The organism is Aquiflexum sp. (genome assembly GCF_041749095.1).
In the GTDB taxonomy this organism is placed as follows: domain Bacteria; phylum Bacteroidota; class Bacteroidia; order Cytophagales; family Cyclobacteriaceae; genus Aquiflexum.
In genome coordinates, this window is record NZ_JBGTCA010000216.1 from 1 (window position 1) to 13,589 (window position 13,589).

Here is a 13,589-nt window from a genome sequence, read left to right on the forward strand (position 1 = left end):
CTCAGCGTCACGAAGCCAGAGGCTTCGGACAACCCGTGCCTTTATCCAACATCCTTCTAATTTCATCCTTCAATCTAACATCATTAATCTACCTTTTTTTCTTTCATCCTTGAACTCCCCTGATACCAAATCTTAAATCTAAAATCTACCTTTTTCCCCTTCATCCCTCATCCTTCATCCTTTATCCTTCACTTTTCATTCCAAATCTTCAATCTTCAATCTAAAATCTAAAATCTACCTTCATCCCTCATCCTTCATCCCTCAAATCCCCTTCACCTTCTCCACCAACCCCTCATAAAAGCTCCCACTCACAGGGACCAATTTACCACCCAAGGTAAGCTGGTGCCTTTCGATTTTTTGGATGTGTTGGGTATTTACGATAAAGGAACGGTGGGATTTGACAAAAGAGGGGGGAAGCAGCTTCTCGGTTTCGGAAAGGGTCATTCTGGAGAGGATTTTCTCATTGGGCAAGTGAAAACTCACATAGTTGCCATTGGCTTCACAGAACAACAGATCCTCGAAATTGACTTTGACTTGTTCGTATCCGGTTTTGATAAAAATAGAACCGTTGGGCTGGCCATTTTTGAGTACATTCCATTCTTGGGCTTTCTGGCAGGCTTTTAGAAATCTGCTGAGATTAAAAGGTTTTAATAAATAATCCACCGCATCCAATTCAAAACTTTTGACGGCATGTTCCGAATAGGCAGTTGTAAAGATGACCATTGTTTCTTTGGGAATCAGCGTTGCCAGTTCCATACCCGATATATCCGGCATCTTGATATCCAAAAAAATCAGGTTTACAGGATTTTCCTTTAGGTATTCCAAAGCTTTGATGGCATCTGTAAACGTTGATCTCAAATCCAAGAAAGGAATTTTAGCAGCATGCGATTTCACCACTTCCAAGGCCATCGGTTCATCGTCTATTGCTATTGAGGTTAACATTTCTTGATTATTGGGTTAAAATTATGTTGAAATATGGTGGAAAAAGAATAGAAATATGGTTGAAATAAAGTTGAAATATATTGAAATAATTTCTAGAAATTAAGGTGGCAATTCTGTCAAATCATGCTTGATGCTGGAATATTATATCGCCAAAGGCAAATATCAATTTATATCGCGAAGTATATATCTCTTGATATTAGATATTGATGGATATTGATTCCAAAATCAGCGGTGATTTTAGAATATTATATCGCCGAAGGCAAATCTCCATTTATATCACGAAGTTTATATCTTTTAAATATCACCGAAGGCAAATATCAATTTATATCCCGAACCTGTCTGCCGTGGCAGAGCATATATCAATTCAATATTGATGGATATTATTACCCAAATCAGGCTTGATGCTGGAGAATTATATCGCCGAAGGCAAATATCAATTTATATCGCGAAGCATATATCTCTTAAATAATTCCAAAGGCCTTAAATCAATCAGTATCAGGTATTTAAAATATTGAAATTATAATTTAATGGATAAATGTACAAAATACTCCATCTCATTCTCCCTGATCACCAAGTCATGTTTTCCCGGGTAAAGTAAGTTTAGCCGTTGTCTGACATTTTCAAGACCAATACCATTTGATTTTCTTTCGGGATCTTCTGAATCGGAGCGGTGGATGCTGTTGTTGACATCCAAATGAACTGAACCTGCCAGACATCTCAGGCTGATCTTTACCCAGGATTTCTTTTGGAGGCTGATGCCGTGCTTAAAGGCGTTTTCCACAAAAGGGATCAATAACATGGGAGCGATTTCTCCTGCACAGGAATCTTCTCCTTTGGAGAAAACGATTTCAATATTTTCCTGCTCTTTGATTCTTAGGAGTTGTAAATCAACGTAATTGACAAGATATTCCTTTTCGCGCTCCACAAGGATTTTGTCCTGATTGTTTTCATGTAACATAAACCGCATCATGTCTCCCAACTTTTGGATGCCCTCGGAAGTCCGCTCAGCATTTTCCTGAAGCGAAGTGCCATACAATGTATTCAGAGCATTGAACAGAAAATGAGGATTGATCTGAGAGCGAAGAAAATCAAGGTTGGCGTTGGATTGGGTTACTTTGGTGGACAAGGTATTGATTTCTCCGAGGTAGGCATCATATTTTTCGAAGACGAGATTGGAGGCAGGAACCAATACCACCGCAACCAAGATCATGGCAGCCAGGCCAACAAATACCGGTGCGAAAGTACCAATTGAAATCGCAATTCCCAGGAAAATCAAAGCAATAGAGAATTCCAAAATGGCTAAAAAATAATTGCCAAGTTGTGTTTTCCCTTGTTTTCTATTGCCATAGATCAAAAAGAAATTAAAGAGAATAATGAATACAATGCTCGGGATTACTACTGCAAAAACTATGATTATTGGCTCGGTGCCAAATTTTTGAAACTGTATCAGGAATAAAATCACGAATAGGTAAATGGCAAAAAGTCTGATGGTATTGAACAGGATATAATTTCCCAATCGGGGAGGAGTGAGAATCTGATCGAGTATGTATGCCAAAAGGAGATATCCTCCATAGATGGCTATTGCCCCAAAGTAAAAAGGCATGGAAAAATCATTGGTAATATTTGCCTCGGTTGAAAAAGCCCCGCTGAGTATAAATGACCCCAAGAATAATAAGATTAAGAACAAAACATATTTCCATGATTTCCTTTCTTTTTCATATCCGGGAATGATTTTCATATGGATAAAATAAAAGGAGAGGAAGAGGATGACCGGGATAAATAGCTTTGCAAAGTAAGTGGCTATTTGCTGATCTGTAGGTTTATAATAAAGGAAACCTGCGTTCAGAATATTGATCATGATGATAGAAAGGAAAACCAAGGTCACAACCCACCATTCTATTTGTCTAAAAGGTAAAGGGGAATCTTTCATAGGGATAAGTAAGATTTAAAATTAAAGGAATTTTTGAGGATTAATTGATGGTAATAGGAAGTTCAATAGGAGGCTCTTCCGGTTTTTGTTCTTTGTCGTTCTGGCTGAAATACCAAATGTTGTATAAAATGCCCAAGGCTATGAGTAGAAAGAAAGGTATTTTGCTTTTCATCGTCTAATTACTTGAATTCCCCACAAGTATAGCGTAAGCTCAAAAATCAGCCAATAAAATGTGACGAATGCCGGGGAATGTGGGGTGGAATTTTCAGTAGGCAGTGTTCAGTGTTCAGTGTTCAGTGGGCAGTGTTCAGTAGGCAGTGTTCAGTGTTCAGTAGGCAGTGGGCAGTGTTCAGTAGGGGCGATTCGGGATAAAGTAGAAAAAATAAAGTTGAAATATGGTTGAAATATATTGAAATAATTTCTAAAAATTAAAGTGGCAATTCTGTCAAATCAGGCTTGATACAGGAGATTTATATCGCGAACCTGTCTGCCGTGGCAGAGCATAATGTCTTTAATATTCTCCGAAAGCATAATATGAATTTGATATTTGTGGATACCTGCCTGCCTCAGGCCGGTTAGATATTAATGGATGTTGTTTCCAAAAATCAACAGTGATTATGGAATATTATATCGCCGAAGGCAAAACTTGTCCGCCGTGGCGGATATCCATTTTTATCACGAAGCATATATCATTTAGAAAGCTTACTTGCCTGCCGCAGGCGGGTTTCCATTTTTATCACGAAGCATATATCATTTCAATATTGAAGGATATTATTTCCCAACTCAGCGGCGATTATGGAATATTATATCGCCGAAGGCATATTTCTATTTATATCACGAAGTTCATATCATTTCAATATCGCCGAAGGCATATTTCTATTTATATCGCGAAGCATATATCAACTCAATATTGATGGATATTTTTTTTATTAAAGGAAAATATCAATAACCGATGTTCATGGTTTTGAGTTTGGTGTACAGTGTCTTCCTGTGTATGTTCAATCTTTGTGCAGCTTTGGTTTTGTTGTATTTCACATCTTTGAGCACTTCCTTTATTTTTTCGGACTCTGCCATTAATGCGACTGATTTAAGGTCTTTCTCCTCCTCTTGATAGGTATTGTGGTTTTCGCGGACCGTTTCAGCAAGAGTTCCATTAGAAGACACTGATAAGCGATGCGTGTTTCGAATCCTTTCCGGAAGGGATGTAGCAGGGATAAGGTTATTCTTATTAATGTACAGGCAAGCTCTCTTGATGGCGTTTTTAAGTTCACGGATATTCCCGGGCCAATGGTATGCTTCCAATAGGGCCATCGCTTCATCCGTGAATTGGGGAGGCTCTTGCCTTCCGAGTTCCTCTGAGGTTTTTTCCAGAAAAAAATCAATAAATTGAAATAAATCATCTCCTCTCTCCTTCAAAGTAGGAATCTTTAATACAAATTCGCTTAACCTGTAGAACAAGTCTTCTCTAAAACCCAAAGTTTCCGATTTGGCAAGGAGGTCTTCATTTGTTGCCGAGATTATTCTTACGTCTATGGGAATTTCCTTTGTTCCTCCTACCTTCCTTATTACTTTCTCCTGTAATGCCCGCAAAAGGGCCATTTGGATATCACTTGAAAGGTTTGATATTTCGTCAAGGAAAATCGTTCCGCCGTTGGCCAGTTCGAAAAAACCTATTTTGTGGGATATTGCTCCTGTAAAAGCTCCTTTTTCGTGCCCAAACAGTCCACTCCCTGCCAATTCTTTGGATAGGCAACCACAATCGACTGCAATGAAAGGCTGATCTCTTCTGCTACTGTTCTGATGGATCAATCTCGCATATAACTCTTTTCCTGTTCCTGTCTTTCCTTCAATGATCACAGAGTAATTGGTTGGCCCTACTTTATTCACGTTATATTGCACTTCCTTAGCTCTTTTGTTGTTTCCGACCACGTACTCGGGTTGATTGTCAATAGGAGCCTCTTTTTTCAAATTTTTTACTGTATTAATTTTCTTTATATGATCTTCCTCCAATATCTCCACTAATTCATCCGGATTGATAGGTTTGGACAAATAACCCGAAGCTCCTTCTCTGATCATGGTTACTACATTTTTAAGATTAATCTGATTGGAAGTGAAAATAACCGCAGAATCGGGGCTTACTTTCCTGATCATTTCGAAAAACACATTTCCATCTGTATTTGGTAACCGGTAATCACAGATAACAACATGAAAATAGCTTTCTTTTATCAATTGTATGGCATGTGAAGCCTGAGTGCTTGTTTCTACTTGATAACCTATTTTGGTTAAAAAATTCTTTATAAGGTTACAGAACGAAATCTGATTGTCAACAACAAGTATGTTTTTCATAATATTGGCTAGTTAAATTGTAATTATAAAAGTAGGAAGTAAAGGAGGAAAGGGTATTACAACATTTTCCAATAGTTTTATATAATTAAGGTAAAATTGGTGAATAGATGTTACAGTATGTAAATAAAAGGTGACATTTTAAAAACACATTTCTCCTTTGTTAGGACCTCGGAAGCAATTGGCCGACCGGTCTTGAATTTGAAGGAAGCTTGGCTACAATTCAGGTTACACAAAAATATATACAAATGAAAGGCTTAAAACTAATCGTGAACATTCACCTCATTGGATTATTGATATTAATGTCCTGTGGTAATAAAAGAGGCCACGATACTGAACAGGACCGTTCCAACGACCGGTTCGAAGAACCCGGAGACACAACAGACCGAAAAACAAATCAGAGAAATAAAAAAACATCAAGTGAGTTGGTTCCGAAGGACAGGGCCAAATCTCCGCTCAATCCCAATGCAAGACAGACCTTGAAATCTGAGTGGTTAGGAGAGGTCCGCTTTTTGGCTTCCAATTAATTGGGTTGTCTCATTTAATCATCTCTCCCTAAAAAATCTAAATTAATTACCCGCCTTTCGGGTTTTATTTTAAAAATTTCATCCGTTGAATTATTTTGACTTTCGGATATATCCGACTTTATCTGTACTATACTCTTTTTTGGATTTTTTTTTACCCTTAGGACCAATTTTGCAGCATTATAATTTTTATAAATGATTGATGGTAATAATAGTTGGCTTTTCATGATGTTATATTTGATTTGGTATTAAAGTGTTTTTTTGCAGGAAAACTTCCCTGCCGAAATTCCATTTTTATAAATTCAATTCCAAATATCAAACCAGCCCAACATAATTTAAAAGGTCACATCTTTTTCTTTCAATCTTATAGCAAAAATTGGACATAGTTATGGTTTATGGCCTTCGTCCGATATCCAAAACAACTTCATCTGTAGAAAAGAAAGAAAAAGTTAATAATTGATATTTTTTCAGATGGGCGCAAACTGACCCAGAATGGGTATAATAAGTAACAATAACCCCAAATACGGTCACTGCGATTTATACCTTTCTCTGCAAAATAGGCCTCTAAATTGTAATAATAGACTCTATTGGTAGGTGGTATGACTTTTGGATAAATTTTAATTATCTAAAACAAAAAATGATAAGATTATGAAAGAGTACAATAAAGAAGGCCAATTGGCCAAAGAAATTGAACAAAAAACTGCCCAGATACCGTCTGATGTTTTTCTATGGTCGTCCATATCAGCAATGGCAGTCTCAGCGGTTTTGAAAATTGTGGGGAAAGACGAAACTGCCCTTTTTATAGGACAGTGGGCAGCGCCATTTCTTTTATTTGGAGTTTACAACAAAATTGTAAAAACACAGGGATCAGATAAGGAAGACTAATCCACGAAGATCTTGCAGGAATGAACGGGTCAACCGACATTCCTGCATTTTTTTTGACCGGTTTAATAAAATTTATAAATATTCAGCTCATGAAACCTAAAAAAACGACTTATAAACTGCTTCTATTTATGTTGACCGGAGCTATTTTTATTTCCTGTGCGAATAGGAATACAGAGGAAGAATATGCGGATAGAGAAAATGACGTCAATGAAAGATCTGATTTCCATGAAAGAAATGATATCGATGAAAGAACCGAGGGAAGTTGGGACGATGAGGCATTAAATCCGGGAAGTTACATCGATGCGGAATCCAATGATCCAACTTTGGGCCAAAATACACAAAATACAGATCAGACACGTTTCATACCCCTTACAGTCTATAACATCATCAGAAATGATTCTTCCTTAAGAGATCAGGAGCTAATTGATTCCAGACCATTTAAGAGAGATAAAAAAGTCTATTATGAAATGCACTTCAAACGCGATGGAAAAGTCACCGTAGTCACATTCGATCTGGACGGGAACCATACCGAAGACTACAATTAGAAGTAAAAATGCCCAAATTAAATAGTAATTTAAACCATTAAAAATCAAAATTATGAGCGCTTTAAATGACAAATTCAAAGGTAATTGGAATCAGATCAAAGGTAAACTGAAACAAAAATACGGTGAACTTACCGATGATGATCTGACCTATGCAGAAGGAAAAGAAGATGAAATGTTGGGAAGAATCCAGAAAAAAACAGGGCAGTCCAAAGAAGAAGTCAAAAAATTCATTGACAACCTTTAACCAAAACAGCCGGTCAGCCTTTTGAAGGATTGACCGGCTTTTTTTAATTTCGAAGAAAAAACATCTACAGTCATCCGTATTTTTTCTTCTCACTTTTGATCCCGATGACATGAATTCAAAACTCAAAAAAAATCCCGGATTTTTTAAAATCGACTGATAATATATCTGACAATAGTAACAACAGCACTTTTATTTCTTTGGGTTTATGGAAGAATCCCACAGCGCCAAGTTCTTTTGCCTTAGCTATATCAACTTCATTTCTGGAAGTACTGAAAATAATCACCGGCACATCAGGTATCAGGTTGTTATCACGGATATGCCTGAGGCAATCAAAGCCGTTTATCATCGGTATGTTCAGATCCAAAAAAACAAAATCGGGGGGCACCTTCATTGTCATTATCTTATTGATACCTTCAACACCATTTTTGGCAATTATACATTCAACACTTGGGGCAATAAGCGTCAAAGCCCACTTGAAAAACATCTGATCATCCAGATCATCTTCGATCAATAAAATCCTCCTATTTCTTTCCATCCAATTTTTTATTTTTAAATGGAACATATATCTTAAAGGTAGAACCTTCTCCCTCCTTTCCTTCAGCAATGATGTAACCATTATGGTTTGTCATTATCTTGCTACATATTGCCAGTCCGATGCCTGTACCGGAATATTCATCTTTCCCATGAAGCCGCTGAAACGGCTCAAAAATCTTCTCGGAATATTCTGAAGGAAAGCCTATCCCATTATCAGAAACACTGATCATATAAAAGTTTTTGTCCGAATTCCCATGCAATGACATGATTTCAGCAGTATCCGCTTTCACACAGGTTATTTTTATTTCCGGTGTGGCCCTTTTGTATTTAATGGCATTGCCGATCAAATTGACAAAAAGCTGTCTGAATTGTGAGGGAATCACAGGTATGGTAGGCATAGGGCCAACTGACACCTGAACTTGATTTTCCAAAAGGTTTTCCCTTAAATCATCCAAAACCTCTTCCATCAATATATTCAGATCGGTGGAAGTAAAGCGGATTTTTTGGGAGCTGGTCCGGGAATAACTGATAAGGTCATCAATAAGCTGCTGCATGCGGTTGGCAGAGATCATGACGCGGTCCAGGTATTTTTGGGATACTTTCGAAATTACCTCCTTATCATTTTCAAATGTAAGTTTGAGAAAAAACTGAATCTTGCGGAGAGGTTCCTTCAGGTCATGGCTTGCAATGGAACTGAAAGAGGCCAGTTCGGTATTATTGCGCTCTAATTCCCTGTTTTGCTCTTTCAATTTAATATTGGCAGTTTTAAGTTCGGACACGTCTGTGGAAACACCGATATATTGTAATACCTTACCTTTTTCGTCCCGCTTAAATACAAGCCCCTGGGACAACTGACAGGTCCAACCTCCATCACGGTGTTGGATCCGGAATTCCATGTTGACCATTTTTTCATTCGATGATTTCCAAAGTTTTTGACGCTGCTTATTTACATGGTCCAGGTCATCATGATGGATCAATGGGGTAAAGATGTCCCGGGAATCCTTAACGACTTCTTCCGGCGTATATCCTGTACAGTGTTCTATTTGGGTATTTGCAAAAACAATTTTTCCTTTTTCAAAATCATAGATGTAAATCAAATTTTGGGTCATATTCAGGATGGATTCCAGAAAATTCTGCGATTCCTTAAGTTCACTGGTACGGATTTCAACCTTTTCTTCCAAAGCTGATGAAAAAATCTTCTGCTCATGTATATCGGTAGCCCCGCCTACATAACCCATAAATTCTTCCTTCAGGTTATACCTGGGGACTCCTTTAAAAAATACCCAGCGATATTCTCCATCTTGTCTTCTCAGCCTGAATTCAATACTGATCTGTTCCTTTGCTTTGAATCTTTTGTCAAACTCATCCTTTACCTTTTCCCTGTCTTCTTCAAAAATCCCTTTGGTCCAGCCCATTTCCTTTTCCTGTTCCATTTCCCGGCCGGTATATTCCAGCCAGCTTCTGTTAAAGAAGTTTATCTTTGTATCAGGTGTTGAAATCCAAAGTAAAAATGGGGCCGTATTGGCCATTACCCTGAATTTTTCCTCACTTTCCCGAAGGATTTTAGCCATTTTAAGTTCGGTCACATTTTCAAATGCCATCAGAATCAAGTCCTCAGAATGTTTTTTATTCAGAATTTTCCGGGCATTGATCAAAAGGCTGTGCTCTCCTATTTCCGGAAAATCACCTGTAATTTCAAAATCCTCTATAACTGTATTGCTGGGAATTATTTTTTCCAACAGTGTTCTCAGTTCCGGTCTATCCCATAGACTGTTGTGGAGTTCAAATATCAACCTGTCCTGGGTTTCCTTTTCCGTAGTCTTGAAATATTTATAAAATGCCTTGTTGGCTTTTTTTACCCGTAGATCGGAATCAAGTATCACCAATGCTTCCCTAATGGTTTCCACTATGGATTCAGCGTATTGCCTGGCTTTGACCAATTGATTTTCCTTGTCCTTCAGCTCATTATTGACAGTGATCAACTCCTCATTATTGGATTGGAGCTCCTCGGATGTGGTATCAAGTTCTTCATTTAGACTTTGAAGTTCCTCACTGCTGCTCAACAGCTCCTCATGCGCATTTTGTAGTTTATCATATGCCAACTTTTGCTCTTCTGAAACTCTCCAGATATCTTTTCGGAGCTGCACCAGTTCGGCTTCCAGCATCTTGATCCGCTTTTTATCAGTTTCATTTCCCCGGCCGGGATCATCAGAAATTATTCTGGATTGAAACAATACCATATAATGAGGATCGGATTCAGAAGGTATTGGAATGATATCAAAATCCACTACATAATCATTACTGTTGATATGAACGCCTTTTTTACTGACATTCCCTTTTTCCTTGGATTTCAAAAGCGCATTTTTCAATTCAAAAGCCAGGTCTTCGTGGGCCATTTTGAGGATATTCAGGCTTGATTCCCCTTCCGTATGTCCTATAAAGGGGCCCGTATCGCCATGGAAATGAATGATATCCCAATTCTTGTCCAGAATGACCCCTGCAGGAGTAAAACGGTTGAATATTATGGTATTTGCGATTTTAATAAAATCAGTTTCCGGTGGATCCATCGATGAATAGTCCGATGTCGTCCTTGATGTAGGAAGAAAATTACGCCGATAATTGGAACTAGTGTAGTGAATGCCGGGGCCCCCTTTTCGGGTATAGATTTTCTGGTTTTTAATCAGGGTATCATAAAGGTTTTCAACAGAATTTGTCGTTTCGGATTTTCCTATAAACAGGACACCTTTCTTATTTAATGCATAATGAAAATTTAACAAGGCTTTTTTCTGGATATCTTGGGTAAAGTAGATCAGCACATTCCGACAGGAGACCAAATCCATTTTGGAAAAAGGCGGATCTTTCAAAAAATTATGCACAGCAAATACGCACATGTCACGGATGTCCTTGATGATTTGGTAATTGCCATTTTTTTTGATAAAATATGTATTTAACCTGTTTTCCGATATTTTCAGCAAATCCTCCATTCTATAAAGTCCGCTTCTGGCAGTGGAAATAACTTTTGCCGAGATATCAGAAGCAAAGACCTGCACTTTATTGCTTAATCCATTTTCCAAAAGATATTCATGCATGCAGATGGCTAAAGAATAGGCTTCCTCCCCGGTAGAGCATCCTGTTGCCCAAATCCGGATGGTGTCCTGCTCGGTTTTGTTTTTGAGCAGTATCGGAAAAACCTTGTCCTTGAGTGAATCAAAAATATCCGAATCCCTAAAAAAGTAACTGACCGGAATCAGGATTTCATTGAAAAGCGAATCCTGCTCGGTATCATTGGATTTGAGAAAATCCAGATACTGCCCCATATTTTTATTAGAAGTGATCGCCATCCGTCGGGCTATTCTCCTGCGCAGGGTGGGTTGTTTGTAGTAGGTAAAATCATTACCGGACCGATGTCGGATAATTTTCAGAATCTGCTTGAATACTTCATCTGCCATAACTTCCTTCTCATTTTCTTCCAAAAAGGCTTGACTTCCCTTATAGGCATTTTTTACATGCTGCAGCCTCATGGGAATTTCTTCCGGTTTCAGTATAAAATCGACCGAACCGGAATTGATCGCATTTTGGGGCATTGCTTCAAAAGTCGCAGATTCAGGGGCTTGTGCTATAGTCACCCCACCTTTTTCTTTTACAGCTTTTAAACCCTCAATACCATCATACCCTGTACCGGAAAATAATACAGCGATGGCGCATTCTTGATGAACCTCCGCCAAAGACTTGAAAAACAGATCAATGGCCTGGTTTATTTTGCTATTTTTTTCCCGCGAGATGAGTTTCAGTAAGCCCCCCACTGCAGTGACAGTCTTATTTGCCGGCATGACATAGATATGATCCGGAGACAGATTGATATTATCGCGGATTTCATGTACAGGAATAGCCGTTAAGCTTGAGAGGATTTCAGTTAATGCACTTTTATGGTCCGGTGCCAGGTGCTGAATAAACACATAGGCCATTCCGGAGTTTTTATCAATATTTTTTATAAAATCTTTAAATGCTTCCAAGCCTCCGGCCGAGGCACCAATTCCCACAACTGGAAAATCCTGGTTCATTTTGGGAGGTGAATTTTGCTTGTTACTTCTTGGTGACATGTGATTGTTATTGGTTTACTGAAATTAAAATTCAAAGTCTTTCCCAATCCGAAATATCAATACATATATCCGGCCTTTTATCACATTGAATTAAAAAGAATTAAAAAGAATCCAAAAAATATATAATTAATATAAAGGTTGTTGTAATCCTCAGCCTTACCTTAAGAAGTCATAGCAATTATGAGAAATCAAAAAAATATGTCAGAGTAGCCGTCATTACGAATCCTTCTAGACCACCATTAAAAAGTTATCCTTGTTCATAGTGGAGTTAATGTATTGGTGGTTGGTGGTTATCACTTTAAAGAGAACAGATTTTAAGCTTTCAATGTTATTTGGCTTTTTGATGTACACATTGGCCCCGCCTATAAAACAATTCTCAATGTCCTCATCGGATGAAGATGTTGAATATATGGCTACAGATAATCCTGTCAACTTTTGACTGGCCCTGATTTCAGAAAGACTCTGAATACCTCCCTTGCGGGGCATATTCAAATCCAAAAAAACCAAATCCGGAAAATGAGATTCGGGATCATTCAGATATTTTAACAATTCATCTCCATCAGCCACAAATTTTATTTCTGTATTAAGGTCAAGCTGATTGATAGCCTCCTTGAAAAAAAGGCGATCGTCTTCATCATCTTCAGCCAAAACAATCCTGATTTTTTTCATAGATACCCAAAGTCTTTATTTTAAATTACTTATTAAATAGCTTAATTTTCAGAATCTGAGAAATTCCGTTTAGAAATGATTTTCTCAAATTGGGAAGCGGTCAATCCGGTCACTTTCTTGAATTGCCCCGAAAAATGTGCAGGACTGCTGTAATTTAACTTATAAGCAATTTCGGTCAAACTGTATTTACCACTCAACATCATGATTTTAGCTCGTTCGATCTTTTTGAGAATAATATGGGACTGAATTGTTATCAAGGTGTTTTCAGAAAATAAATTTGAAGCATAGGTATAATTAAGTTCCAATTTCTCCGAAATATAAGTCGAAAGGTTGTAATTATAATTTTCTTCAAAAGAAAGGAATTCATCAATGGCATCTTTGATCCTTTGGACCATCTGTTGCTGATGATTTGACTGAATATAAATCCCGTATTCCAGTAGATTAAGTTTTAATTTATTATAGTCCTCACTGTTGATATCATTCATAAGCTCAATATGTCCGGTGCCGCTATAGGAATATTCAATGCCTAACTTTTCTATCTCTTTTTCAATTACTTTCCTTACTAAAGTATGTGTTTGATAACCTAATACCTGTTTCATAATATGTGAAATTTTAAAGTTTCGATTTAGTTTAGAACTCTTCAATATGACCTTACTTTGCAGGATTAATCCTGCTAATTTTTCGATTTCAACAAATATTCAGCCATTCTCTTAACGTGCATTAAAATGCAAAGAAATGTTAATATCTATTGAATGGATATACAAATTATTTCGGTATTCTTATATAATTTCTGTTATTTAAATATAGTTTTATTTTTTTCCTTAATTGTTTTATACTTTATCAATTCTTAATTGATCAACAGGGGAATCTCAG

13 protein-coding genes are annotated in these 13,589 nt (G+C 37.5%); 4 read left to right on the top strand and 9 right to left on the bottom strand.

Going from position 1 to position 13,589, the window contains the following annotated elements; genetic code table 11:
- Positions 1-261: 261 nt before the first annotated feature.
- The 4 genes from ACEW8O_RS10455 to ACEW8O_RS10470 form a co-directional block, all read right to left on the bottom strand.
- A complete protein-coding gene (locus tag ACEW8O_RS10455; protein WP_373494575.1) occupies positions 262-942 on the bottom strand; it encodes a LytR/AlgR family response regulator transcription factor in 681 nt (226 codons plus the stop codon).
- Between the two features lie 517 nt (positions 943-1,459).
- On the bottom strand, positions 1,460-2,872 hold the full coding sequence (locus ACEW8O_RS10460) for a histidine kinase (protein ID WP_373494576.1): 1,413 nt from the start codon (positions 2,870-2,872) through the stop codon (positions 1,460-1,462).
- A 40-nt stretch (positions 2,873-2,912) separates the two neighbouring features.
- Complete coding sequence (locus ACEW8O_RS10465; RefSeq protein ID WP_373494577.1) at positions 2,913-3,044, bottom strand: hypothetical protein; 132 nt, start codon at positions 3,042-3,044, stop codon at positions 2,913-2,915.
- 770 nt (positions 3,045-3,814) lie between these two features.
- Entirely contained in the window at positions 3,815-5,218 is a 1,404-nt protein-coding gene (locus ACEW8O_RS10470; RefSeq protein WP_373494578.1) for a sigma-54-dependent transcriptional regulator, read from the bottom strand.
- A gap of 245 nt (positions 5,219-5,463) precedes the next feature.
- Here ACEW8O_RS10470 and ACEW8O_RS10475 point away from each other — a divergent pair, with 245 nt between their 5' ends.
- Entirely contained in the window at positions 5,464-5,742 is a 279-nt protein-coding gene (locus ACEW8O_RS10475; RefSeq protein WP_373494579.1) for a hypothetical protein, read from the top strand.
- Between the two features lie 14 nt (positions 5,743-5,756).
- Here ACEW8O_RS10475 and ACEW8O_RS10480 read toward each other — a convergent pair whose 3' ends face one another.
- Positions 5,757-5,966: a hypothetical protein gene (locus tag ACEW8O_RS10480; protein WP_373494580.1), complete on the bottom strand. Its 210-nt coding sequence runs from the start codon at positions 5,964-5,966 to the stop codon at positions 5,757-5,759.
- 421 nt (positions 5,967-6,387) lie between these two features.
- Between ACEW8O_RS10480 and ACEW8O_RS10485 the strand changes: the two genes are divergently transcribed.
- From ACEW8O_RS10485 to ACEW8O_RS10495, 3 genes are all read left to right on the top strand, one after another.
- Positions 6,388-6,624 carry a hypothetical protein gene (locus ACEW8O_RS10485; protein WP_373494581.1) on the top strand — a complete coding sequence of 79 codons (237 nt, stop codon included), beginning with the start codon at positions 6,388-6,390 and terminating at the stop codon, positions 6,622-6,624.
- Positions 6,625-6,713: 89 nt separating this feature from the next.
- Positions 6,714-7,169, top strand: a complete 456-nt coding sequence (locus ACEW8O_RS10490; protein ID WP_373494582.1) for a hypothetical protein — start codon at positions 6,714-6,716, stop codon at positions 7,167-7,169.
- A 52-nt stretch (positions 7,170-7,221) separates the two neighbouring features.
- Entirely contained in the window at positions 7,222-7,413 is a 192-nt protein-coding gene (locus tag ACEW8O_RS10495; protein ID WP_373494583.1) for a CsbD family protein, read from the top strand.
- Between the two features lie 115 nt (positions 7,414-7,528).
- Here the strand turns inward: ACEW8O_RS10495 and ACEW8O_RS10500 are convergent, their stop codons facing one another.
- From ACEW8O_RS10500 to ACEW8O_RS10515, 4 genes are all read right to left on the bottom strand, one after another.
- On the bottom strand, positions 7,529-7,948 hold the full coding sequence (locus ACEW8O_RS10500; RefSeq protein WP_373494584.1) for a response regulator: 420 nt from the start codon (positions 7,946-7,948) through the stop codon (positions 7,529-7,531).
- Positions 7,935-12,047 carry a CheR family methyltransferase gene (locus ACEW8O_RS10505; RefSeq protein WP_373494585.1) on the bottom strand — a complete coding sequence of 1,371 codons (4,113 nt, stop codon included), beginning with the start codon at positions 12,045-12,047 and terminating at the stop codon, positions 7,935-7,937. The genes ACEW8O_RS10500 and ACEW8O_RS10505 overlap by 14 nt, the downstream gene beginning before the upstream one ends.
- A 228-nt stretch (positions 12,048-12,275) precedes the next feature.
- Positions 12,276-12,716 (bottom strand): response regulator, encoded by a 441-nt coding sequence (locus ACEW8O_RS10510; protein ID WP_373494586.1) that lies wholly within the window; start codon positions 12,714-12,716, stop codon positions 12,276-12,278.
- Positions 12,717-12,757: 41 nt separating this feature from the next.
- Positions 12,758-13,315, bottom strand: a complete 558-nt coding sequence (locus ACEW8O_RS10515; protein ID WP_373494587.1) for a helix-turn-helix domain-containing protein — start codon at positions 13,313-13,315, stop codon at positions 12,758-12,760.
- Positions 13,316-13,589 lie beyond the last annotated feature (274 nt).

Excerpts from the sequence above, each read along its gene's own strand:
- ACEW8O_RS10475 (WP_373494579.1), top strand. The coding sequence starts at position 5,464 with ATGAAAGGCTTAAAACTAATCGTGAACATTCACCTCATTGGATTATTG.
- ACEW8O_RS10465 (WP_373494577.1), bottom strand. The coding sequence starts at position 3,044 with ATGAAAAGCAAAATACCTTTCTTTCTACTCATAGCCTTGGGCATTTTA.
- ACEW8O_RS10490 (WP_373494582.1), top strand. The coding sequence starts at position 6,714 with ATGAAACCTAAAAAAACGACTTATAAACTGCTTCTATTTATGTTGACC.
- ACEW8O_RS10505 (WP_373494585.1), bottom strand. The coding sequence starts at position 12,047 with ATGTCACCAAGAAGTAACAAGCAAAATTCACCTCCCAAAATGAACCAG.
- ACEW8O_RS10480 (WP_373494580.1), bottom strand. The coding sequence starts at position 5,966 with ATGAAAAGCCAACTATTATTACCATCAATCATTTATAAAAATTATAAT.
- ACEW8O_RS10455 (WP_373494575.1), bottom strand. The coding sequence starts at position 942 with ATGTTAACCTCAATAGCAATAGACGATGAACCGATGGCCTTGGAAGTG.
- ACEW8O_RS10470 (WP_373494578.1), bottom strand. The coding sequence starts at position 5,218 with ATGAAAAACATACTTGTTGTTGACAATCAGATTTCGTTCTGTAACCTT.
- ACEW8O_RS10500 (WP_373494584.1), bottom strand. The coding sequence starts at position 7,948 with ATGGAAAGAAATAGGAGGATTTTATTGATCGAAGATGATCTGGATGAT.
- ACEW8O_RS10510 (WP_373494586.1), bottom strand. The coding sequence starts at position 12,716 with ATGAAAAAAATCAGGATTGTTTTGGCTGAAGATGATGAAGACGATCGC.
- ACEW8O_RS10515 (WP_373494587.1), bottom strand. The coding sequence starts at position 13,315 with ATGAAACAGGTATTAGGTTATCAAACACATACTTTAGTAAGGAAAGTA.
- ACEW8O_RS10485 (WP_373494581.1), top strand. The coding sequence starts at position 6,388 with ATGAAAGAGTACAATAAAGAAGGCCAATTGGCCAAAGAAATTGAACAA.
- ACEW8O_RS10460 (WP_373494576.1), bottom strand. The coding sequence starts at position 2,872 with ATGAAAGATTCCCCTTTACCTTTTAGACAAATAGAATGGTGGGTTGTG.
- ACEW8O_RS10495 (WP_373494583.1), top strand. The coding sequence starts at position 7,222 with ATGAGCGCTTTAAATGACAAATTCAAAGGTAATTGGAATCAGATCAAA.